At 34.3% G+C, this 23,745-nt stretch carries 23 protein-coding genes; 11 read left to right on the top strand and 12 right to left on the bottom strand.

Annotation, left to right across the window (positions count from 1 at the left end; translation table 11 throughout):
• Window positions 1-21: 21 nt before the first annotated feature.
• Window positions 22-1,032: an ABC transporter substrate-binding protein gene (locus tag GKP30_RS04460; protein WP_216828204.1), complete on the bottom strand. Its 1,011-nt coding sequence runs from the start codon at window positions 1,030-1,032 to the stop codon at window positions 22-24.
• Between the two features lie 108 nt (window positions 1,033-1,140).
• Here GKP30_RS04460 and GKP30_RS04465 point away from each other — a divergent pair, with 108 nt between their 5' ends.
• Genes GKP30_RS04465 through GKP30_RS04475 form a run of 3 tightly spaced genes read left to right on the top strand, consistent with a single transcriptional unit; the run spans window position 1,141 to window position 4,053 of the window.
• Complete coding sequence (locus GKP30_RS04465) at window positions 1,141-2,157, top strand: FecCD family ABC transporter permease (RefSeq protein ID WP_216828205.1); 1,017 nt, start codon at window positions 1,141-1,143, stop codon at window positions 2,155-2,157.
• A complete protein-coding gene (locus GKP30_RS04470) occupies window positions 2,154-3,215 on the top strand; it encodes a FecCD family ABC transporter permease (RefSeq protein ID WP_216828206.1) in 1,062 nt (353 codons plus the stop codon). The genes GKP30_RS04465 and GKP30_RS04470 overlap by 4 nt, the downstream gene beginning before the upstream one ends.
• 16 nt (window positions 3,216-3,231) lie before the next feature.
• A complete protein-coding gene (locus GKP30_RS04475) occupies window positions 3,232-4,053 on the top strand; it encodes an ABC transporter ATP-binding protein (protein ID WP_216828207.1) in 822 nt (273 codons plus the stop codon).
• Between the two features lie 26 nt (window positions 4,054-4,079).
• Here GKP30_RS04475 and GKP30_RS04480 read toward each other — a convergent pair whose 3' ends face one another.
• The 4 genes from GKP30_RS04480 to cysQ all read right to left on the bottom strand — a co-directional run bounded on the left by GKP30_RS04480 (window position 4,080) and on the right by cysQ (window position 8,465).
• The gene (locus GKP30_RS04480; RefSeq protein ID WP_216828208.1) at window positions 4,080-4,559 is read right to left on the bottom strand and encodes a hypothetical protein; all 480 of its coding nucleotides are present in this window, start codon (window positions 4,557-4,559) and stop codon (window positions 4,080-4,082) included.
• 254 nt (window positions 4,560-4,813) lie between these two features.
• Window positions 4,814-6,526, bottom strand: coding sequence for a glycosyltransferase family 4 protein (locus GKP30_RS04485; RefSeq protein WP_216828209.1), 1,713 nt, complete (start codon window positions 6,524-6,526; stop codon window positions 4,814-4,816).
• A gap of 136 nt (window positions 6,527-6,662) precedes the next feature.
• Window positions 6,663-7,472 (bottom strand): UTP--glucose-1-phosphate uridylyltransferase, encoded by an 810-nt coding sequence (locus tag GKP30_RS04490; protein ID WP_216828210.1) that lies wholly within the window; start codon window positions 7,470-7,472, stop codon window positions 6,663-6,665.
• A 186-nt stretch (window positions 7,473-7,658) separates the two neighbouring features.
• Window positions 7,659-8,465, bottom strand: a complete 807-nt coding sequence (gene cysQ / locus GKP30_RS04495; protein WP_216828211.1) for a 3'(2'),5'-bisphosphate nucleotidase CysQ — start codon at window positions 8,463-8,465, stop codon at window positions 7,659-7,661.
• Window positions 8,466-8,901: 436 nt separating this feature from the next.
• Here cysQ and GKP30_RS04500 point away from each other — a divergent pair, with 436 nt between their 5' ends.
• Entirely contained in the window at window positions 8,902-9,204 is a 303-nt protein-coding gene (locus GKP30_RS04500) for a hypothetical protein (RefSeq protein WP_216828212.1), read from the top strand.
• A 165-nt stretch (window positions 9,205-9,369) separates the two neighbouring features.
• On the opposite strand, the gene GKP30_RS04505 is transcribed toward GKP30_RS04500, so the two are convergent.
• The 5 genes from GKP30_RS04505 to GKP30_RS04525 all read right to left on the bottom strand — a co-directional run bounded on the left by GKP30_RS04505 (window position 9,370) and on the right by GKP30_RS04525 (window position 15,026).
• Complete coding sequence (locus tag GKP30_RS04505) at window positions 9,370-10,116, bottom strand: CsxC family protein (RefSeq protein ID WP_216828213.1); 747 nt, start codon at window positions 10,114-10,116, stop codon at window positions 9,370-9,372.
• 253 nt (window positions 10,117-10,369) lie between these two features.
• Window positions 10,370-11,140, bottom strand: a complete 771-nt coding sequence (locus tag GKP30_RS04510; RefSeq protein ID WP_216828214.1) for a CsxC family protein — start codon at window positions 11,138-11,140, stop codon at window positions 10,370-10,372.
• A gap of 238 nt (window positions 11,141-11,378) precedes the next feature.
• Window positions 11,379-11,555, bottom strand: a complete 177-nt coding sequence (locus GKP30_RS04515; protein WP_216828215.1) for a hypothetical protein — start codon at window positions 11,553-11,555, stop codon at window positions 11,379-11,381.
• A gap of 209 nt (window positions 11,556-11,764) precedes the next feature.
• Window positions 11,765-12,193, bottom strand: coding sequence for a Mov34/MPN/PAD-1 family protein (locus GKP30_RS04520; protein WP_216828216.1), 429 nt, complete (start codon window positions 12,191-12,193; stop codon window positions 11,765-11,767).
• Window positions 12,180-15,026: a hypothetical protein gene (locus GKP30_RS04525; RefSeq protein ID WP_216828217.1), complete on the bottom strand. Its 2,847-nt coding sequence runs from the start codon at window positions 15,024-15,026 to the stop codon at window positions 12,180-12,182. Before GKP30_RS04525 ends, GKP30_RS04520 begins: the two co-directional genes overlap by 14 nt.
• 362 nt (window positions 15,027-15,388) lie before the next feature.
• Here GKP30_RS04525 and GKP30_RS04530 point away from each other — a divergent pair, with 362 nt between their 5' ends.
• The 7 genes from GKP30_RS04530 to GKP30_RS04560 all read left to right on the top strand — a co-directional run bounded on the left by GKP30_RS04530 (window position 15,389) and on the right by GKP30_RS04560 (window position 22,059).
• Entirely contained in the window at window positions 15,389-16,147 is a 759-nt protein-coding gene (locus GKP30_RS04530) for a BMQ_0737 family morphogenetic spore coat protein (protein WP_216828218.1), read from the top strand.
• 195 nt (window positions 16,148-16,342) lie between these two features.
• Complete coding sequence (locus tag GKP30_RS04535) at window positions 16,343-17,071, top strand: BMQ_0737 family morphogenetic spore coat protein (protein WP_236034896.1); 729 nt, start codon at window positions 16,343-16,345, stop codon at window positions 17,069-17,071.
• A gap of 172 nt (window positions 17,072-17,243) precedes the next feature.
• Complete coding sequence (locus GKP30_RS04540) at window positions 17,244-17,975, top strand: BMQ_0737 family morphogenetic spore coat protein (RefSeq protein WP_216828219.1); 732 nt, start codon at window positions 17,244-17,246, stop codon at window positions 17,973-17,975.
• Window positions 17,976-18,311: 336 nt separating this feature from the next.
• Window positions 18,312-19,289 carry a BMQ_0737 family morphogenetic spore coat protein gene (locus tag GKP30_RS04545; protein WP_216828220.1) on the top strand — a complete coding sequence of 326 codons (978 nt, stop codon included), beginning with the start codon at window positions 18,312-18,314 and terminating at the stop codon, window positions 19,287-19,289.
• A 100-nt stretch (window positions 19,290-19,389) separates the two neighbouring features.
• Window positions 19,390-19,881, top strand: coding sequence for a hypothetical protein (locus GKP30_RS04550; protein ID WP_216828221.1), 492 nt, complete (start codon window positions 19,390-19,392; stop codon window positions 19,879-19,881).
• Between the two features lie 149 nt (window positions 19,882-20,030).
• Window positions 20,031-20,711 (top strand): BMQ_0737 family morphogenetic spore coat protein, encoded by a 681-nt coding sequence (locus GKP30_RS04555; protein ID WP_216828222.1) that lies wholly within the window; start codon window positions 20,031-20,033, stop codon window positions 20,709-20,711.
• Window positions 20,712-21,090: 379 nt separating this feature from the next.
• Window positions 21,091-22,059, top strand: coding sequence for a CgeB family protein (locus tag GKP30_RS04560; RefSeq protein WP_216828223.1), 969 nt, complete (start codon window positions 21,091-21,093; stop codon window positions 22,057-22,059).
• Window positions 22,060-22,271: 212 nt separating this feature from the next.
• On the opposite strand, the gene GKP30_RS04565 is transcribed toward GKP30_RS04560, so the two are convergent.
• Both GKP30_RS04565 and GKP30_RS04570 read right to left on the bottom strand, forming a co-directional pair.
• Complete coding sequence (locus GKP30_RS04565) at window positions 22,272-23,105, bottom strand: BKACE family enzyme (protein WP_216828224.1); 834 nt, start codon at window positions 23,103-23,105, stop codon at window positions 22,272-22,274.
• A complete protein-coding gene (locus tag GKP30_RS04570) occupies window positions 23,086-23,739 on the bottom strand; it encodes a NeuD/PglB/VioB family sugar acetyltransferase (protein WP_236034897.1) in 654 nt (217 codons plus the stop codon). The genes GKP30_RS04565 and GKP30_RS04570 overlap by 20 nt, the downstream gene beginning before the upstream one ends.
• Window positions 23,740-23,745 lie beyond the last annotated feature (6 nt).

A 23,745-nucleotide genomic window follows, 5' to 3' on the forward strand; every position in this document is an offset into this window, starting at 1 on the left:
ACCATAATATATATTCTTTTGTTACTTTTCGTATGTGGCGAAGAACTCGTCTAGGTCTGTTAACATGATGTTTGCAGCTTGAATTCCACCTGCCATGTTCCAGAATACATCATTTACTTCCACTACATTTCCTGCTTTAACTGCCTCTAAGTTTTTCCATAGGTCATGTTCCATCCATTGCTCCTGGATTGTGTATACTTCTCCAGTACCTTCCCAATCAGATACGAAATAGAAAATGACATCTCCATCCATTTCAGGAATTCTTTCAATTGTTAAATCTCCTACTACTTCATCACCTATATTACTTTGAGCTTCTGGTCTGTGTAATCCAACCATTTCGATTATGGAACCTGGGAAGCCTTTATAGTATAAACGTCCACCTGATGATTGGAAACGTGAAATTGATACTTCAGTTTCTAGTTTGTCGGCGTATTTCTCTTTAAAATCAACTACTCTTTCTTCCCATGCCTGAACTAACTCTGCACCTTTTTCAGCTTTATTAATTGCTTTAGCATATAATAATGTGTTTTCTTTCCAAACTGTACCGACTGTTTCAGACATAACAGTTGGTGCAATTGCTGCTAATTGCTCATAGATTGCTTCATGTCTTAGTTTACTTCCGATAATTAGATCTGGATCTACATTCATGATTGCTTCAAGGCTTGGCTCTGTTTCTTCACCAACTACCTCAACACCCTCTAGATCGTCGGCTAAATATTCGTACCAAGGGTCACCTGTCCAATGTTTTACTGCTCCTACAGGTTTTACTCCAAGTGCAATTAAAATATCTGCTCCTTCATTTGTCAAAACGACAATTCGCTCTGGAGTCCCTTCAATAGGTGTTGTACCCATTGCATGTTCAATTTCATATGTATCCGAAATTTGCTCCTCTTGCTCTTGATTATCTGGTTGAGTTCCTGTTTGATCAGTTGCTGTGTCTTTACTTGAACCGCAAGCGGTTAAAGCTAAAGTTATCATCATAACAAACAAAAATGAAACGAGTTTAAAGAATGATTGTTTACTAGCTTTCATCACATTTCTCTCCTTTTTCACTTGCGAATGATTATCATTACAGATTATAATATATTTGAAATTGATAATCGTTGTCAATTACTTTTTTTTAGATTGGAGTCACCATTGATGAAAGGCATTATTAATACAACTTCTGCTCGCATAATTACTTTAATTGGCTTGCTCGTTTTATTATTATTTATTTCTGTACAAAGTCTTCTTCTAGGTTTAACATCTATTAATCTCGAAATGGTCATACAATCTTTCACTGCTTATGATCAATCAACCGAGCATATTGTCATACATACAACTCGAATACCTCGGACGCTCATCGCTTTATGCATTGGATTCAGTCTGGCGATCGCAGGTGTTCTTATGCAAACACTAACGCGAAACCCTCTTGCTAGTCCTGGAATTTTCGGGATCAATGCAGGGGCTAGTTTTTTTATTGTCAGTTTCATTACTTTTATTGGCGTGACTTCTCTTACTCAAATGGTATGGGTTGGATTTTTAGGAGCTGCGGTAGCCACCGTTCTAGTTTTAATGATTGGTGGGGGGCTAAATAATAACACGGTTTCTCCATTTCGAATTGTTCTAGCAGGTGCTGCAATTACTGCCTTCTTTTCATCAATGACTCAAGGTATTCTCTCACTTAATATGAAAACATTGGACGAAGTCATGTTTTGGTTAGCTGGTTCAATTGAAGGGCGTAGTTTAGATCTTCTAATTGCAGTTTTACCATATATGGTTATCGGGTGGTTTTTGGCTCTGATCATAAGTACAAAATTAAATACATTTGCACTAGGCAGTGACATCGCAAAAGGATTAGGACAACGAACTGGCCTCTTGTATTTTACAGTTTCAGTCGTTGTCGTGCTATTAGCAGGAACTTCAGTAGCAGTTGCTGGTCCGATAGGATTCATTGGTTTAATTGTACCTCATTTAGCTCGTTACCTCGTCGGAAACGATCACCGTTGGGTAATTCCTTTTGCAGGTGTCATGGGAACCATTGTATTACTGATAGCTGATATTTTAGCAAGACTTGTTATTTTGCCGAAAGAAGTTCCAGTAGGCGTCATGACTGCATTTATTGGTGTACCATTTTTTATTTATGTGATTCGGAAGGAGTATGCTAATAAACTATGAAACAGAATATCATGCTTCGCCTTAAAAACAACTCCATTTCTTATTTGATAAGTAAAAGGGGAATGACCATTCTTCTGGTCTCCTTCTTTTTATTGTCCTTTACGGTAATTGTTAGTTTATCATTAGGGGAATTTAAATTAACACCATACGAAACGATATTAACTTTATTAGGATACGGGACAGATAAACAACACCTCGTAATTTTTAATTTTAGATTACCTCGTATCATTACTGCCATATTAGCGGGTTCAGCGTTAGCCGTTTCAGGGGCAATTATTCAAGGCGTCGGAAAAAACCCCCTAGCGTCACCAGAACTAATTGGGATTACTGGAGGGGCAGCCGCTGGTGTTATCGCATTTTTAATTACATTTAGCGATCCTTTAAGCCATACACTGACTGTAAGCATTCATTATCTTCCTTTTGCAGCCATTATTGGAGGCCTTTTATCAGGTTTAATTGTTTACGTACTTGCTTGGAAAAATGGTGTAACTTCCTTACGATTTATTTTAATTGGAATAGGAATTGCAACTGTTATGCAAGCACTAACAACATTTCTTATGAAAGCGAGTCCAACTATATATCATGCAAATGAGGCACTAACATGGATTACTGGAAGTGTGTACGGTTCAAACTGGCAGAAAATCTCAACATTTTCAATTTGGCTCATTATTCTCTTTCCAATTGTTTTATTCTATGTAAGACATTTAAACGTCCATTATCTTGGAGATGAAATTGCCACTGGACTAGGATCTTCCGTTGAAAAGCAACGTTTTGTATTACTTTTCCTAAGTGTTTGTTTAGCTAGTGTTGCTGTAGCCTTAGCGGGTGCTATCGGTTTTGTTGGATTAATGGCTCCACATATATCTAGATTACTAGTCGGACCCTCTTTCGGATTTTTGTTACCTGTTACAGCCTGTGTTGGGGCGGTTCTCGTTGTAGTTGCAGATTTGATTGGTCGACTGGCTTTTGCACCGCTCGAAATCCCAGCAGGTGTTTTTACAGCAGCGATTGGTGCACCTTACTTTATCTACTTACTTATTAAAAGTCAAAAAAATTAATTAAGGAGGTTCTTTTATGACACCAGGGATTGAAACCAAACAGTTATCAATTGGCTATAGCGAAAACTTAATTATAGAGAACTTGGATATGAAAATACCAAAAGGAAAAATTACTGTTTTAATCGGTAGTAACGGCTGCGGAAAATCAACACTTTTACGGTCCCTTGCTCGATTACTAAAACCTAAGAGTGGAAACATATTACTTAACCAAGAAAAGCTTAACACTCTTTCTACAAAAGAAATAGCAAAGCAATTATCGATACTACCACAAGGTCCGACTCCTCCTGATGGAATAACAGTGCTGCAACTTGTTAAGCAAGGACGATATCCGTATCAATCTTGGCGGAAACAATGGTCAGAAGAAGATGAAAGAATTGTCAAAAGAGCATTGGAAGTAACGAATCTAGAAGATTTAATCAATAAACAAGTTGACTCATTATCAGGTGGGCAACGTCAACGTGTTTGGATAGCGATGACCCTTGCTCAAGCAACAGAAACCATTCTACTCGATGAACCAACGACTTATTTAGACTTATCTCATCAGATTGAAATTTTAGACTTACTATTTGAATTAAACGCTAACGAAAATCGAACAGTTATTATGGTTCTACATGATATTAACCTAGCATGTCGTTACGCTCACCACTTAATTGCCATTAAAGATAAAACCATTTACGCAGAAGGTTCACCACATGAAATAATTAATGAATCTCTTATCGAAGATGTATTTAACTTAAAATGTCAAATTATTAATGACCCTCTTTTCCATACTCCTATGTGCATTCCTTACGGGAAAGTGGTTCCCTTTGCAAAAACAGCAACAGGCACCTTTAGTTAACTAAAGGCTGCCTGTCACCACTTATATTAATCGTCTTCTTCCTCATCGTCATCGTCGTCATCTTCATCATCTTCTTCATCTTCTTCATCGTCGTCATCATCGTCATCATCGTCATCTTCATCGTCATCGTCATCATCGTCATCATCATCGTCATCGTCATCATCGTCATCATCATCGTCAATTTCATTGCCTTCATTTTCTATTTTAAACTCTACTTCTGTTCCATCTAAAAATGAGATTTCAACATCTAATTCGATAAAAGAATCATTGCCCAATGCCTTTAAAATTTTCTTGATTAACTTTTCTTCTGACATATCAGATGAAATAGATAAATCGTCCATAAAGTTAGGGTTAATAATTGACCCAGCGCTACTTACAACTTCCTCACCTAAATCTGTTTTTTTATGGATGGTTAACTCTCCCACTTCACCATCAAATTCTAATTCATAGAATGTGTCCCCTTGAAGCTCAAGTTCAATCGTTAATTCATGTAATTCACTTTTCATATGGAACCTCCTGGTTATATATCATTATTTTTATTGCACTGATATACTGTATGTAATTCGTTTAGTTTGGTATAGGTATTTGAATAGGTAAATGGGATTTTTTATAAAAAATTTGTTAAACACCAAGTGTTAATTAGAGTTCACTCTGAAATTTACTGTGTAGAACCTAATTTTATTACCTATCAAAAACTTGCTTTGGCTCAGTAAAAAAAGAAGTTGATTGTGCGGCTCAACTTCTTTCTTTTATCCTTAGGTTACGAGCTTTTCCTACGTTTCTTTCTGTTTCTTTTAAATTCCAGTACATTCATAAATAGTTTCGCTGTTGTAATATCATTTACGGCTTCGACAAGATTGGATGGCTTTTCGACTAGTTCTTTTTGTTCCTGCTCTTTAAGTTCTGGCTCTTTAGATTCCTGCTCTTTAAGTTCCTGGTTTGGAATCTGCTTTTCCATATCCTTTACTACATTTTTTATGACTTTTTCAATTTCCTTCTCGTTCGAATCTTGAACCTGCTCCTCTGCTGCTGACAGTAATGACTTGATATACTCATTATTCTTGGTCAATTCTAGGAATAGGATTTCGCGTATTCTTTCTTTTTTCGATTTAAGTTTTGGTGGAGTAATTTCCGCAACTTCTTCTTCAACAGTATCTGTTTCTACAGTTCCTTTATCCTCCTCAACATCTTCGGTATCAGTGGTTGTTTCACTCGTATCAAATTCCTGCTCTTCAAGAATTTCAATTAATTGTTCATTAATATTTTCAACATCTTCCTCTTCCCTTTGGTCTTCATCCTTACTAGTAACAGCAATATTATTTTTGATCTTGTACTCAATCTCATGCCAAACAGAAAGAATATCGTCTGCTACACGTGACCACGTATAGTTTTTTTCTGCCAGACTACGTCCGTACTCCCCCATTTTCTTAGCTAAGTTAGGACTTGAGAGCAGGAATGAGATTTGATCAGCAATTTCTTGTGGGTCTTCTGGATTCTGGATAACAATCCCGTTTTCTTTTTCCTCAATTACTTCTGGGTTTCCACCTCGAGCGGTTGTTACAATTGGACGTCCTGAAGCCATCGCTTCATAATGGACACGTGCAAGTGGTTCCTGCCATTGAGATGGACATACAAATATATCTGCCGCCGCAAACCAATATTGGATTTGATCAGGGGCAACAAAGCCTGTAGTAATAACTGGTATGGGTAAGCGGTTAGCAAGAGCTCGAACATACGCCACATAATCAGTAATGTCATCTTGACTAAACCATTTACTTCCTACTATTACTAGAGCAATCTCAGGGTGCTTTTTCGCTAATTTTGGCATCGCTTTTACTAAAATATCTGCACCCTTATTCGCAGAAAGTCTGCCCGTAAATAAGATAATTTTTTTATTTTCTAAATTATGTTCTTGGCGAATTTGTTTACGCATTTTTCGAGCTTGATCTGAATGAGGATGCGCAAAGCGTTCGATATCTACGCCTGAATAGATGGTTTTTAACTTTGATGCAGCTTGTGGGAAAGGATCAGCTATCGTCTTTCCAATATAATCACTAACCGTTATTATTTGATCCAACTGTTCAATAGCCTTCTCTGCCTCTTCTGCAGCAATTTTTTCAGGCTTAAACATATCGTTGTGCATACTTAAAACTAGACGAGAATTTGGAGCAACCTCCCTCACACTCGTTACTAAACGAGGGCGATTAAAAATATGAATGACATCAAATGTATTTGTTTTTAAATAGTCAATCACACCTTCTTTATAAATTTCGAACAATCCTCCTGGAACTCGAACATACTTTATATTTTTAATTGTCTCTTCATTAGGTAAGCTTGAGTCATCTCTTCCTAGGATCGTTAACTCATAATGAGACGATAATTTTTCAGAAACTCCTTCAATATATGTTTGAATGGCGCCACCTCTTACCGGGGGGACTGGGAGTTTTTCTGTACAAATCATTAAAACTTTCATTATCTCTTTTCCCCTTTCCAACAAAAAAAGAATACGACACTAACCTAGCTAGTAGTTATCGTATTCTTTAAAATAATTTAGGTATAGTTGTTAGCCTTGAAAAAACTAGTTTAATTAAATTTATGATTATAGAAGTCTAACCTTCATCACAATACAGTTTTTTTAGTAATTTAAAATATTCTTTGTGTGAGCCAATGTCAAAACGCTCGCCAGATACTTCATAACCATAACACTTTCTTACCTGTAACATTGCTTTTAAAGCATCTGTTAGTTGAATTTCTCCACCAATTCCAGGCTTCGTTTGTTCTAAAAAAGTAAAAATATCAGGATGTAAAACATAACGACCGACAACAGCCAAATCAGAAGGAGGTGAACTTTTTGGCTTTTCAACAATATCGACAATTTGATTTAAGCCAGAAGAAATCGTTCTCCCCTTAATCACTCCATAATTATGGAGTAATTCTTTTTTGACCTGTTTCACACCTATTACACTACTACTCTGTTGTTCATATACGTTAATTAATTGCTTTAGGCTTCGTTTTTTTTCAACAAAAATATCATCTGGTAATAGAACAGCAAAAGGTTCGTCATTAATAAAAGGTCTCCCCATTTGTATCGCATCACCTAGTCCCCTTGCAAAAGGCTGACGAACAAATTGGATATGTGCTTTTGGAACCGATAACTTTTTTAATAAGTGCTGTTTATTCGTTTCCGCTAAGAATGCTTCCAATTCAAGAGATCGATCAAAATAATCTAAAATCATATTTTTATTTCTAGAAACGACAATTAATATCTCCTCAATTCCAGAGGCGACAGCTTCTTCAACGACATAATGAATGGCTGGCTTTCCGTTAATAGGAAACATTTCTTTTGGAAGAACTTTCGTTATCGGGAGACTTCGCGTTCCATACCCTGCAGCTGGGATTATAGCTTTTTTTATTTTCATATCGCTCCCCCTTAAAACTTGTTCCTTTTACTAAAATATTCGTCCAAATAAGAAAAGGAAGTTGTCCATTAAAAAAGGGCAGGAGTAACAAAAATAGCAAGATGTCATTAGCTCCCCCTCAATAAAAAAGAAATGTCTTCCCCTTGCAGACATTTCTTCACAGATCTATTTTTATACGCTGTGACGCTACCTTTTTGCTATAAACCATGAATTTAGTAAACTTTCTTTATTGTATAGAAGTGGCTTTGCATCATCAGTATGAATAACCTTACCTCCTGCTTGTTCAACAATAGCCTGCCCAGCTGCTGTATCCCATTCCATCGTTGGCGCAAACCTTGGATAAACATCCGCTACTCCCTCCGCAACTTTACAAAGCTTCAATGAACTTCCAGCCGATAATATCTCCACTTCCCCAACTGTTTTCTTTAATTCATTCACGTATTCCTCTGTTTCTTTAGACATATGCGATCGGCTCGCGATGATTGTAGTTTTTACTTTTGCTACGTTTAATGGTAGCCTACTAGCTGATTGAATAAGATGACTAGAATGGTTAAGATATTCCATAACCTTTTCTAATTTAAATGCTCCTATACCTTCTTTGGCAAAATAAACCGTATCTAATACTGGAGCATAAATCACTCCAAGTACAACCTTACCATTTTTAACCAAAGCAATATTAACAGTAAACTCACCGTTTCTCTTAATAAATTCCTTCGTTCCATCTAAAGGATCAACTAACCATAAATAATTCCACTTTTTTCTTTCTTCATAGGAAAGGTGCTTTCCTTCTTCACTTAAAATGGGGATTTTAGGATATAGCTTAGTCAATCCTTGCGTAATAACTTCATTTGAAACTTTATCTGCAATAGTTAACGGTGAATTATCATGTTTACTTTCCACTTTGAAATCTACATCTTTATAAACGTCTAATATACGACCACCGGCATTAATTGCAATTTTAACAATGTCTTTCAACTCTATCTTATTAAACATCTTTTAACCTACCTTTACATATTTTAGGATTGGTTATACCCATTTCTTGCACTTTATTTTTTCTAACATCAACGTAGTCACTCATAATATTATACGAAAAAATAACACTTAACTTTCCTACGTATAATCGTTTTTTCACTAGAGGATTTCCCTTCAATTCTTTTAACCGTTAACGACATTACCTCATTTAATTAAAGCTCATCTACGTTTTACCTACTTAGAAATGACTGTCCATAACTGTAGCTTTAGTGGGGCAAACATGGGCAGGTGCAACAAACAAGGTATTAAAATATCTACAAGTATTTGGACTTATTTTGATCAATACTTTAAATTTATTATCATACATTTGACTATTCGTAGTTAGATGCCTACACTAATTACTTCGCTATGAATACCGTAATATTAGGCTTCAATATAATGAAAGGAGGAGGTATTAATGAAGTCTAGCGATGTCTCGAACAAAAAATTAGTTGAATTGTTTATTGCATCAGAACTTAAAAAAAACAATATTGACATGAAACAAGACTTAACCACAGAAGATAAAAAGGAAATAAAGCGTATAATTAAACATATTCATAACCAAATGAAAAGCTTTATAGAAAGAAAGAAAAATTTAACAGAAAAAATTGAGAAGCAGTCTAGAAAAAACAACAATCATAAAGGAGTACAACATTTTACCGATATAAATGACATTAATACACTTAAAATCTATGAAAATACACTACAACAAAAATACTAGTTGTTTCTAGTTAATATCACTATTACATTGTAAAATACCTTTTTGTACAAAAGAAAAAAAGAGGATGAAGAAAAAATTTCTCATCCTTTTTATTTAATCAAATTGTAATTCATTTCAAACATATTCATAACCAACTGAAAAACTTTTTTAAAGATAGTTTGATAACTATTCAAACATTCCAGGTGAAGGAACTTCCACTTGTTGTAGTTGTAATACTTTTAAGCGCATTTCAACAATCATTTTTTCTCTGACTGTTCTAAAAACAGGGCAATGCGGCTTCCAGTTTTCTGCGATATCAAGTTCAGTAACTCCCGCAAATTCGAGCCTACAGAAAGGCATATTATTAAAGAATTCATATGTGGCAAACCCTTGTACTTTTGAATCCATCCCCAATCCATGCTTATCATTAAATACTAATTCCATAACCCCGTTTTTCATACTTAATTGTTGTTCGATAAAACCATTTGGAGGAATTCTCACAACACAGTGGAATGGAACATCTACTGTATGGTGTTCGACAGCGCCTGAACAACTTGGAACGAACTCAATATTTTTTCGGACAAATCCACCTAAAAATAATTTAATTACTCCTGGCTCGAATACATTGTTATTGTTATTTGGTAATGCTGAAGTTGGATTCGAAAACTGTGATTGGACTATTTTACATTGTGTTAAGTGTACGTTTTTTTTGATACGCTTAATTTCGCGAGCTGGTTTTGGTAATCTGTCTACCGATTCTATATCAACCTGAATCCATTCATCAGCAACTACAACTGGAATGTTGAAATTTCCAACAGTCGAATCTGCAAATGGAAACCTTTCACAATTTAATGTTTTGGCTTCATCTGCAGTTTTACAACTGGACGTAGTTCTTTGAATCTTTCTTAATTTCCCCTTTGAGTGACAATGCATATTACTCCACCTTTCTATCGGTTAATAAATACTACATTATATAGAATGCGGAGTGGTCGATTTTGGTAACTTACAAAAGTCTAAAGTTACACTTTTTAACTGCTAATGTTAGCCTATTAATTGATTTTTCGAATAAGCGTTTATATAAATGAATTACAACTATTCATTTTTTTTACATTTTAACTAACAAGGATGCTGACGCTTGTAGTCAACATCCTTTGTTGTAAAAGATCCTTTATATTCTGGCTTAATATTATTCAGAGGCAGGAGGGGCAGGAGTACCATTTCCATTTGGCGGGACTTGTTGAAGTTGTAAAACTTTTAAGCGCATCTCAACAATCATCTTTTCTCTCACCGTTCTAAATGTATGGCAATGTGGCTTCCAATCTTCAGAAATATCCAGTTCAGTTACTCCTGCAAACTCTAATCTACAGTACGGTTTATTATTAAAAAATTCATATGTCGCAAAACCTTGTACTTTTGAATCCATCCCCATCCCATGCTTATCATTAAATACGAGTTCATTAACCCCGTTTTTAACGCTTAATTGTTGATCATCATAATCTGTTGGTGTTGGAATAGGTAGTACACAATGAAACGGTACATCTACTGTATGATGTTCGACTGCTCCTGAACAACTTGGGACAAATTCAATATTTTTACGAACAAAACCAGCTAAGAACAGTTTTAAAACACCTGGAGTAAAAACCCCATTATCATTTAGTGGGTCTTGATTTGTAAATTGTGATTGTACTAACTTACATTGTGTGATATGAACATTTTTGCGAATACGTTTAATTTCTCGAGCTAACTTTGGTAATCTATCAACCGACTCAACATCGACTTGGATCCACTCATCGGCAATGACGACTGGTATATTAAAATATCCGACAGTTGCTCCCTCATCATCTGTTCCATTCCCGAATCCAAACCTCTCGCAATTCAATGTTTTTGCTTCATCTGCTGTTTTACAGCTTGTAGACTTATGAACTTTGTTGAACTTACTTTTAGAATGAAAATTCATATTGATCCACCTTTCTACTAATTAGTTTGTTTCCCTATATAAAATGCACACGGGTGTTTGTTTGTAACGGACAAGAGTCTAATATTAATAATCTAGATAAAATTAAGTCATCCGCCCTCGCTTTTCTAACCATTTGACCTTACCTTAAGGTTTTAATGTAATCGTTAATGTAAAAATCGTAAAAAACACTAAAAATCGATACATATGTAAAAAACCAGGCAACAAAGACTCTGCCTGGTTATCTTTTGATTGTTTTATTTCCGCAACCACACCCACCACTTTTTGGTTGAGCTGGTTTATTTGATGATGAAAAAATTTGATACGGAGAACTATTATTTCCACTTGGTTGATTTACATGAACATATCCACTCGTATGGTACGATCCAGGTGCTAACCGTTTTTTCTTCGAATTCAAGTAGATCCCTCCCTTTGGGTTAAAACATGTCATTAATACGATATAATATGCATGATTTAAAAAGTTGTTTCCGCGATAACACTCCCAATAAAAATTTAGTTAAACCATTAGTTTTTATCCTTTAATCTTCTTTCCGTTAGGAAAAATAAACGCTCCCCCTTGAATGGATATAAAACCATTCATTAAGAGAGAGCTTTTTGTACTGTACTTTATATAAGTTCTAATTTTAAACGAATTACCTTTTTATTTGCTGTAATATTAAAAACTCCGACTGTAGTCTCTTTTTTTAACAAAGACACAATAATATAAGCTAAATTAGGATAGGAATGGTTTTTTATATCATGATAGGATGGAAAAGCCCTTGTTCTGGGGTGTGAATGAAACACTCCGTTCAATTGTTCTCCTTTTTTGATTATTTGTTTAATGGTTTTCCTCATATTTTCTTCTGTTATAGAAAAACGATTAGGGCTCTTTTCTTCATTTCTTATTGGCCAAAAAGTGAGCCCTTTATTACCTACCCCCGAAATTAATCCACAAGCTTCGAGTGGTGACTCTTTTCTACAGTACTTCACCATCTCTTGGTACACTTCTTTTTTTATATAATAATAACTAGTTCTAATTTCTTTATTCTTTTTCATCCTGATTTTCTACTTGGTCTAATTGTTTTTTAGGTGCGGGGTAATTGATTTGTTTTTGCTGTTGCTGGGAACGTTTATTTAACGATAAAAAGGAGTCAACTGATTTCCGTTGATTCGTTTGTGTTGGCGTTGGTATAGGCCTTGGATGAAACGCCTGGTTCCCCTTGCTTTTTACGGAGTTCTGATCTCTCAAGTTTCGTAAAAACCATGAATTATTAACAGTTTCATCATACTGTTGCTTAACCACATTTTCATTCGTTTGTTGCCCATAATTATTAGGATCTACCCGTTTATCAGTTTTAGCTTCAGCATTTGAATTTTTTAGGATGTTTACTAAAAGTTTTTTATCTTCCAGGTACTCATTTCTTTGTTCTTTTGTACGATTTAATTCTGCTGTTTGTACTTCCAATTGATGTTCAAGTTGCTGATGCTCTTTCTTGATCTCTTTTAAGCTTTTTTCAGATTGTAACAACGCCTCTCTGTATTCACTCATTTTGTAATCTGCTTTACGTACTTCTTCTTCTAGCCTCTTAAACTTTTTATCAATGGATTTATTTTCTGTTTGGAGTGTTTTGATTTCACTATGCAGCGTTTTGTTTTCTTTTAATACCTTCTCAAATTCTTGAACATGTTCTTTATATTGCTGTTTTATTTGGTTCAAAGCAGAGTTTTGCTTCTCTAACTCATTTTCTAAACGAGTATTTTCTTTCATTTTTATTTTTAATTCAGAGTGAATTTCATTAACTTCTCTCGTTACGTCCTTCATTTCTTGCTTCAATTCTTTATTTAAGCTTTCATAATATTTGACCTGCTCATAAATACTGTCATTTTGCTGCTCTAATCTTTCAAGTTGATTGCTTAATGTTTCATTTTCACGTGTAAGTCTTTCATTGATCATACTACTTTCTTTAAATTCATCTTGTAATTTTACTAATTCTGCATTTCGTTCTTCTAACTGAACAACAATTTTTGTAACTTCTTCATTTTTGTTCTCTAAGTTCTTTTGTATTAATTCTTTCTCATCCTGAATAACTTTCAGTTGTTTTTCGATTTCTTGTTGTTTATTTTTGTAATTTGCCAATTGCTCGGTTATCGCTGTATTCTCAACTTCTATCTGATTAGACTGTTCACGCAATTGTTCATGTATCTGGTTATTTTCCTGCTCTAGTTTTCCAAGTTTACTAATTAAAGTTTCTTTATCCTTATTTAATTGTTCATTTTCAGCAGAACTTTCTTTATACTTATCCTGTAAATCAACGTTCGTAAGTTTTTGCTCTTCTAACTGCTTCGTTATTTGGATTAATTCTTCATCTTTTTCTTCTTCATGGTGCTGAAGTTGCTCTAGTAAGCGATTGTTTTCATCCCTCGTTTGTTTTGCCTCTGTTTCAAATTTTGTTATTTTTTCCAATTCCTGTTCATAGCTATATTTTAATTGATCTTTTTCATTTGTAATTTGTTCTAACTCCTGCATCAACGTTAATTGATCTTGACTCATTTTACCTTCATAGTCTTTTAAACTATTTTCTAATTCAACTATTCTATTCTTTAAGGATTCATTTTCCGATCTTTCATGATTTAATTGTTGGGCAATATTTTCATTTTTTTCTTGGGAAAGAAAATACTCTTCCTCTAACTGGATAAAACTTGCAACTTTCTCCTCATAAGCATTTTGTAATTTCGTATTATGAGTTGTTGCCTCTTCTAATTCTTTAATTAATTTCATTTGATCTTCATCTGTTTTTTGGTTATAAAGACTGACTTCTTCCTCAAGCTCACGTATTAACGCTTCGTAGTTTGAAACTTGCTCTTCGTAAGTCAACTTTTCTGCCTTAAAATGTTCTAATTCTTCATTTCCTTCTTGTATTTCTAACTTTAAATCTTTGATCGTTGTTTCCTGCTCTTGAATTAGGTTTTCAGCTTGTTTAAGCTGCTGGGATAACTCATTCTGATCTTGATTAATTTTTGCATTTAAAGTTTGAATCGTTTCCTGACTTTCTTGGATAGTAGTTTGGTAATTTATTATTTCTTCCTCTAATCGTTTTATTTGCTCAACATAACTTTCTTTTTCTCGTTTAAAGAGCTCCATTTCCTGTTCCAATATACTTTGTTCGTTTATTTTTTCTTGAAGTTCTTGCTGTAGTTGGTTCTTTTCTTTTGTCACTTGCTCAAGTTCTTCAATGATATGAAGTTGATCAAGGTCGATTTTTTCTTTAACAAGTTGTATTTCATTTTGAAGTTGCTCATTTAATTGAGAGTAATTTAAAATTTCCTGTTCGTACGATTTTTGTTTTTCTTCTAATATTTCTAACTGTTGAATAATTTCATCATTTTCTTTTATTAAAGCTTCTTTTTCTTGTAAATATTCATTATTAAGCTCCATCAAATCATTTAACTCATTTGCGTGTTCCTCTAACACATTTTGAAGCTCCAATTTTTCATCATTCAATTTATCCAATTCTTCTATTAGTGGTTCTTGACCTTGATTCAGAGTCAATTGTAATTCGTTTAATTGTTGTAGTAAGTGCGTTTTCTCCTCTTCATATTTAGAAACCGTTTCTTGGAGTTCTACTTGCTTTTCCCCTAATTCCTCCAACCGAGATAACAATGCTAATTTTTCGCTATAAAATTCTCGATTTTCTTCTGTTGCCTCATTTAATTGAGAGATCTTTTCTTTAAATGCACGCTGTAATTCACCTTTTTCCTTTTTTAGTTTTTCTACCAAACGTTCAAACCGTTCTTCATTAATTTGATAGCGTGCTATTTCCGATTTCAAATGTAACAACATTTGTTTCTGTTGAATGTTATTGAAATCGCTTTTTGTTTGGCGGCTCAAAACAATCTCTCCTTTCGAGTAAAACTTCATTTTTACTTCTACTGCCAACGTAAACTTATGAATTCATTAAGATCACTATATTAAATTTTTAAACTTAACTGTTGAATGGTTGTATCATTTACAATTGGCCTTCTGACTTGAAAAGACAACTAGATCCGCATAAAACAAACCATTTCTAATTAAGTGCAGATATTATCCATCTGTATTATGTATATGGGCGAATGATGAATTGTTTCTTTTTTATGAAAAAAAATTAGATAAATATTGAGGAAAATGTGCAGGCACCCAAACAAATTATAAGGGCGTACATACTATACAGTGTGGTAAACACCTACTAAACTTTTTACGAGAGGAAGATTGAATTGAAAATTACTCCAATTACAGGTTGTCAAGAAACTTTATGTATTAGAGTACCTAAAGTGTATGATTGGGTGACTCGTCAAGCTGACTTTTTTAGATCATTTAATGGTACAAATGGTTTAGCTGACCTTAATTTTGAATGTAATGGTGTAACAGGAATAGCAGCTGACCCTTGCGAACTTTTAAATGGGAATAGCAATAGTTATTGTAATACTAAACATGGGATTGTTTGTAATAATTTACAAGTTGAATGTATTATTACCGATGCAATGGGTAATCCAGTTGATCCTGAAAAACCTAGTGCGATCTTATGTCAGGAATTAACAGACCCTAGAAATCGTGAAAGTTTTGAATTTACTATTCCAAATGGAGTTACACCAGACACTGTAACTCTCCAAAAAGTAAAAGTGCTTAAAAAAGGATTTTTTATCATTCAAGTAACGAATGGCAATGGTATTGTATGTACTTCTGATGTCCAATCATTTGCACTTGTAGAAAAGTTTTTCCTTTGTGCACCTCCAGGTACTCATTTACAATGTGAAATCTCAGATTTTCAATGTGATGCAACTCTTTGTTGTAATCCAGATGGAACATTTAACCAAGTTGATGTCGCAATCAGTATGTGCCAAAACATTCAAATGGAAGCAATGGTAAAATTAGAAATTACGGCAGACTTCTGTCAACCTCGCCAGGAACTACCGTTTGAGTGCCCTCCTCTTCAAGTTCCACCGCAATGTCCTGAAATTTTCCCAGGTAGCTAACATAGCAAACTAATTCAGCTGTTGACTCTTCGGTCAACAGCTTTTTTTATAAAAGTTTTATGTACTTTTTAATTACTTGGTAAGTTTCCTCATGACATTTCCAAAAATTTTCATCACAAAAAAATAGCCCCCACATAATATAACATTGGGAATACACCCTATAACAGAATGTGTTGAAAGGAGAAGTTTTACATTATGGAAATTAAACCAATTGAGGGACAACAAGAAACCCTTTGTATTAAAGTACCTAAAGTCTATGATTGGGTGACTCGACAAGTCGATGTTCCACTTCAAGCTTTTAATGGAGAGAATGGGTTGAAGCAACTAAACTTCCATTTAAATAATAATGAAAATGGTTGTTTAGATCCTTGTGCGGAGCTAGCTGGAATGGGGGCATTATCAGTTCGATGCATTATTACTGACTCTCAAGGGAATCCTGTTGACCCATTAGTACACGGCTCCATCCTTTGTACAGAAATTCCACAAACAGGTGGGAGACAAGAAGTAGAAATTACTCTCCCAGACGGTGAAGAGATCACGCTTCAAAAAGTGAAAGTATTGAAAAAGGGGTACTTCATTGTTCAGGTTACAAATGCGGCAGGGAATATAGTATACACTTCAGCTCCACAACATTTCGCTGTTGCAGAAAAGTTTTTCCTTTGTGCTCCTCCAGGAACTCATTTGCAATGTGAAATAACAGACTTTGAATGTGATGCTCACCTAATTTGTGGAGAAGATGAAAATGGTGATCCTATTTTTCAACAAATCGACGTTTCCATTAACATGTGCCAAAATATTCAAATGGAAGCTTTAGTAAAACTAGAAATTACGGCAGAGTTTTGTCAACCTCGTCAAGAGTTGCCGTTTGAATGCCCACCATTACAATTCCCACCACAATGTCCTGAAATTTTCCCTTCATCATAAACAAACAAAAAAAGAGGGCCGCCCCCCTCTTTTTTTGTTTGTTTGAAAATGCACCTTCCTTTTCACACAAAAAATATCTTAAGACTGGCACATAAAATTTGTTATTTCATACTATGAAATTAGACATTAGCCCAAGACATTAGCCCAATCAGCAATGAAAGGAATGGTCATCATGTTTGAAAAGTCTAAGAAGAAAAGAAAAGAAACTCTTTGTATTAAAGTACCTAAAGTGTATGACTGGGTGACTCGACAAGTAGATGTTCCACTACAATCATTTACAGGCATGGAAGCCTTAAAAACGTTAAACTTTAGCTGCAACGGTCATCATTGTGTCGATCCTTGTACTTCATTAGCCGGAATGGGTCCATTATCGATAGAGTGCATATTAACAGATTCTTATGGGAATCCTATTGATCCATTATTAGATGGTGCTCTTTTATGCACTGAAATTCCACAGAAGCATGGTCGACAAGATGTGAACATCACTCTTCACAATGGCGAAATCATTACCCTACAAAAAGTGAAGGTTTTAAAAAAGGGATATTTTATCGTGAAAATATCTAATGCTTCCGGATCTATTGTATGCACTTCTGAACCTCAATCCTTTGCAGTCGCAGAGAAATTTTTCCTTTGTGCTCCTGAAGGAACATTCTTACAATGTGAAATTACCGATATTGAATGTGATGTCAATTTAATTTGTAAAGAGGATGAAGAAGGAGATCCAGTCTTTCAACAAATCGATGTTTCCATTAACATGTGCCAAAACATTCAAATGGAAGGAATTGTGAAACTGGAAATTACAGCAGACTTCTGTCAACCTCGCCCTGAAGTACCGTTTTCTTGTCCGCCACTTGATTTCCCACCACAATGCCCTGAAATTTTTCCAGGGAACGACGACTATTAAGTTTAATCATATTCATCTTCTTTAGGAGGTTAACCCCTCCTTTTTTTCTTATATATATGATGAAAATGATAAGGTAGACCTCCTTATTCACCTCTCTAATTTATATATACTCAACTTCAAATTTTAAGTATATGACAAAAGTCCAAAGTATGCGTGGAATTTTATTTATTTATTTTTATTTAATTCTCCACCATTGTTCGTCCCAAGTAAAAGGGTATTTATTAGATGAAATAATCAATTTATCCAAAATAATTCGATTACTAAACTAATGACTTATCCAACCATTAAGGCTAATACATACTATATATTAGTCCAAAATATGGAAGGATGATTGGTATGAATAAAAGCAGCCCAATAAGTGAGGCACTTTGTATACGCGTTCCAAAAGTTTATGATTGGGTAACTCGACAAGTCGATTTTTCAAGAATGTATAATGGAACAAAGGGTTTAAGGGAACTTAATTTCAAATGTAATGGTTTTTCAGAAGTTTTTACTGATCCATGTCATTTTTTCAACGATATCTGTAACGATACTGTTGGAATCGTTTGTAACAATTTAACGATTGATTGCATCATTACAGATTCCTTTGGAAACCCCATTAACCCTGAAGAACCTGGAGCTATTTTATGTCAAGAATTAACTGAACCAAGAAATCGTACAGATATTAACTTTGAACTTCCTAATGGAAATACTATCACTCTGCAAAAAGTAAAAGTGTTAAAAAAAGGATTTTATGTAATTCAAATCTCTAACGGGAATAGGGTTGTTTGTATTTCTGATCCACAACCGTTTTCAATTACTGAAAGTTTTTTCCTCTGTGCACCACAAGGGTCAAAAGTTCAATGTGAAATAACAAACCTACAATGTGAAGCTATTCAATGTTGTAATTCAGACGGATCATTCAATCAAATTGATGTCCATATAAGTATGTGCCAAAACATTCAAATGGAAGCTTTCGTAAAACTAGCAATAACAGCTGATTTCTGTCAACCACGTCAAGAAATTCCATTTGAATGCCCCTCACCCCTTGTTCCGCCTCAATGTCCTAATATTTTTCCAATAAGTGATGTACGAGATATACAGGGGAAAGTATGCAAACCAGTATTTGTAAGTTTTGGACCTAATCAAACAGTTACTCAAATAAACTCTGTATCACCTACTGGAATAGCTAAAGTAACGTTAGAAACTAGAAATCGTGAAGATGGGGTACGGGTTCATTGTAAAAATCCTGGTAATGCTACTGCTGTTCTAACGGTAAGAAATAATCAAACGAATCAAATAAGAAATGTCACCCTTCGAATAATATGTACGTAACTGACAGCCAAAACGCTGTCTTTTTCTTTTTCTAAACAAATATTGTCGATACCTTTAACATACATATGAGTTAGATATTAGATTTTAAGGAGGTTATACAATGTCAGATGAACAAAAAGGAATTAGATGTCAAGCATTTTTTAATTACTCTGTTGTATTACCTGATGAAGATGAGCAAGAACAAGAAAAAGAAGTACTTATAATGGGAAATTTTATTATCGAAAATATGGGAGAAGATACACTAAACATACCCGTGGTTTGTATAAAAATTAAGCCAGCACATTCTGGAATGCTTGGTGGGAAAATTGAAGCAACTCCACGTAGTGAAATGATTGTAGACGCCACAAATTCATTGGAGTGGCAGTATTTAAATCAAAATTTCAAAGAAAAAGCAAAAGAATCTGGGGAGTATTGGTTACGTCCAAAGGAAAGTAATGAATTAAAGCCTGGCGAAAAACTTTTTTTCTCCAACTTTGACTTAAAACTTAATAAGCCTCAAGAAAAAAATTCAGTCATTGTAGAAGGGTTTATTTACTTTAAAGAACTCCAACAAGGAATTCCTGCTTTAAATAAAATTATTATTAACTTTTAACTAGCATATTTGTATAGGTTTTAACTAGAGTTAGACCGAAACTAATTTTTTTCCCTTTAAAACTCCATATTTGCAGCAATGCATTCATCTAGTCCAAGTAATAGGTTAAACCATAGGATGAAGTATCTGAATGAAAAGGGGATAGAACAATGAAAATTAGACCTATACAAGAAGATTTATGTATTAGTGTAAAAAAAGTGTACGACTGGGTAACCCGGCAAATCGAAGTTTCAAGAAATTATGTTGGTAATGATGGTTTAAATCAACTTAACTTTGAATGCAATGATGTTACAGGGAGTGCAGCCAACCCTTGTTTTTTCGGAAACCGTGCCACCTGTTTCCTATCCGATAGTAACGGAAATAGACTTGACTTTACCGACCCAAAAGCAATTATTTGTGAAGAAATTGGAGAACGGCAAGATGTACCCGTTTCCCTCCCTTCTGGGCAAACGATTATGCTGCAAAGAGTTAGAATAATTGCTCGTGGCTTTTTTGTAGTTGAAATCAGAGATAATTTAAATCGTGTCGTTTGTGTTTCAGACCCACAACAATTCACAAGTCGACCTCAACAATTTATCCTTTGCGCCCCAGAAGGTACAAGAGTAGTTTGTCATTTATCAACTTTTTCTTGTAATGCTATTTTACGGTGTGACAATTCTTCATTCGAAAGTCTTTTTGTTACAATAGATTTTTGTTTAAACGTACAAATGGAAGCTCCAGTTAAAATAAGAATTAGAGCGGAGTTTTGTGAGCCTCGTGAGGAAATAGCGGTTACTTGTCCAGCTGTTTCCCCACCACCACAATGTCCAACAGTTTTTCCGAATTCATAAAATAAAAAGGGGTCTTCCCTTTTTATTTTTGGTTGTTTTCGAAACTTTTTTTTGCAATTGGACCGTTTTTTTGAAATAAATAAGCCCTAATGGACAAATTCATTTGACCATCTGGTTAATTTACTTCAAAAAGCTTCACGTTAAAGCGTGAAGAACCAAGCTTACGCTTGGATAACAGCCCAAGAACAAAAAACATCATTCTTTAAGAAAGAACTTTTTTTATTTAGTTACCTATATACCTTATCCTATGCAAACATTAACCCATTGGTCCAATAACTTTTTTGGTTTATTTTTATATCATCTGTTTTTTTATTACATAAATATAGTTAATAACATTATAAGTCAACTCATAATTCCAGTTGAGAAAAGGGTGAACCATTTGAAAATATTATATATACCTTCTGGGTTTAAACGGATATACTTGTATTTTGATCAATCAATCCTTAAATCTCTTTCACAATTAGATTATCAAGTTAAAAGTTTTCATGTCTCATATGGAGATGAAGCTCTAAAAAAAATGATTAGTTCTTTTAAACCGGATCTTATCCTTACTATGGTCGGATTTAAATTAACTCCCTCCATACTATCCATCATTAAAAAAAGCAAGGTTCCTACTGCTATATGGATGACAGAGGACCCTTATTATACGGATAAAACGATTGATCTCATTCATCACTTTCATTACGTTTTTACCATTGAATCGTCTTGTGTAGAGTTTTATACAGCTGCTGGTCACAAAAATATTCATCATCTACCATTAGGAACAAACCCAGACATTTATTCTCCTCAACTTGAAAATAAAAACTCTTTCTTTGACCTTTGTTTTGTCGGTTACCCTTATCCCGAACGAGTCAAATTAACAAAATACCTTCTTGACCACTCTTCATACACTATTCTAACAATTGGAGGCAATTGGCACCTTGCACTTCCAAGCTATAATCGAAAACCAAACCTAAAAATCATTAACCAATGGATGACTCCTAAAAGAGTATCATCCTTCTATAGTAATACAAAAATCATTCTAAACTCACATCGGCCGTTTCAATATAAATATAATCGTAATGAAAAAGGAGTGGTCAATAATAGTATAAATAACCGAACATTTGATATTGCCTGTTGTGAAGCCTTTCAACTTATTGATAGAAAAAGAGACCTTTATCATCATTTTAATGAAGAAAAAGAAATTGTTTCATTTACCTCAATGGAAGATTTATTAGCGAAAATAAATTACTACCATCAGCATGAAAATGAAAGAATTAAAATTGCTAAAAAAGCAAGACAGAAAGTTTTAGAAAATGATACATTTATTCATCGACTCATTAAAATGATGAGTATTATAAAAAAATAATTTCTGTTGTCTTTCCTTACTATCAAAGAGTTGAAATAGAACTAGAAAAAAGTCTAACATCTATTAAAGATAAAAATTAATAGAAGTTAGACTATCCTTTTTGTGTTGAATATCTTTTTGTGTCTGATACTGTTTGGCTTATATACTCTTATGAAAAGTTGAAGCTAATTTTTAGGGCACTTCAGTTTGTGGGATATTTATTTATATTGTAGTTAATTATCTAACCCTAACAACTCCCTCACTTCATTCGCCGAGGCAATTGGACGATTTAAACTATTGGCTATTTTTATAACACGTTCTACTAAGTTAGAATTTGTAGCTAATTTATTCTCTTCTTTACTCAACCAAATATTATCTTCTAAACCAACCCGTACTCCATCAGCAAATATCACACCTAATCCATTCATTTCTTTTTGGCTTGCGCCGAGTCCAGTCAAAGAAACAATAGAATTTTGTGGGAGAGATGAAAGGATTAATCCAGCTTCCTGTAAAGTACTCTGGGCACTGGCAATATTACCGAGAAGGATATTAAAATAATAAGGAGGATCAATTAACCCCTTTTTGATTAAATATTTTGCATAATTCACCATTCCCATATCGAAAACTTCTAATTCAGGTTTTATTCCTTTTTCTTTCATCTCTTTAGCTAACTGCATAATCATATCAGGGCTGTTTACACTGGCACTTTGCATAAAATTTAGGGAGCTTAATGTTAGACTAGCCATATCAGGCTTCAAATCCCCTTCTAATTGTAAAACATCTGACCGCTGTTTAAATTCTGGAAAATTCCTTCCACTTGTTGAAGCGACTATAATTAAATCTGGTCTTTTTTCTCTAATACCTGAAATGATTTTAGCATAAATTTCTTTATGATAGGTTGGTAACCCTTTGCTATCACGGGCATGAATGTGTATCATAGAAGCCCCCATAGAACTACAATGTAGGACATCTTTAATGATTTCTTGTGGATGGATAGGAATATGAGGAGTGATTTCTTTAGTAGGAATCATTCCAGTAGGCGCAAGATTAATAATTAGCTTTTTCACCTTTATCCCCCTTTTTTATTATGCTTGCAGGAACTCCAACAACCACTACACCTGGAGGTACATCTTTCGTTACGACAGCCCCAGCTCCTACAACTGCTCCTTCTCCAACGGTAACCTCATTTAACACTGTTGCTCCTGCACCAATAAAACAGTTTCTTTTTAGAATTGCTCTACCGACAACCTTTGCCCCTGGAGCGATAACTACGTTGTCTTCTACTGTTACATCGTGACTTATTAAACTATTGTACCGTGCAGTTACAAAATTCCCTAGTTTAGTATTTGAACCTACAATACAACCTTTTGGAATTATACATCCTTTTCCAATCTCAACATATTTCATCTCTATGGTAGGGTGTATTAAATTAGGAATATTACAATTCTCACGCAGAAGAAGCTGTGAATAAACCTTCATCTCATCTGAATTATTTATAAAATAATTGTTTTCATCTTTTGGTATTTTGCTAATATTACTGGTGGGACCTAAGTAGGGATAGTTATTAATGATTTCTTTATGAGGATTTTTCCTGTCTTCTAAAAAGCCAGCAATTTTCCAGGTAGGCGTTTCGCTATTAATAGCATCTATTAATTTTACAATTTCAAAAAAATGGGCACCTAACAAATACAGATTCTTCAAAATTTC

It is taken from the genome of Alkalihalobacterium elongatum, from assembly GCF_019024285.1.
Lineage (GTDB): Bacteria > Bacillota > Bacilli > Bacillales > Bacillaceae_F > Alkalihalobacterium > Alkalihalobacterium elongatum.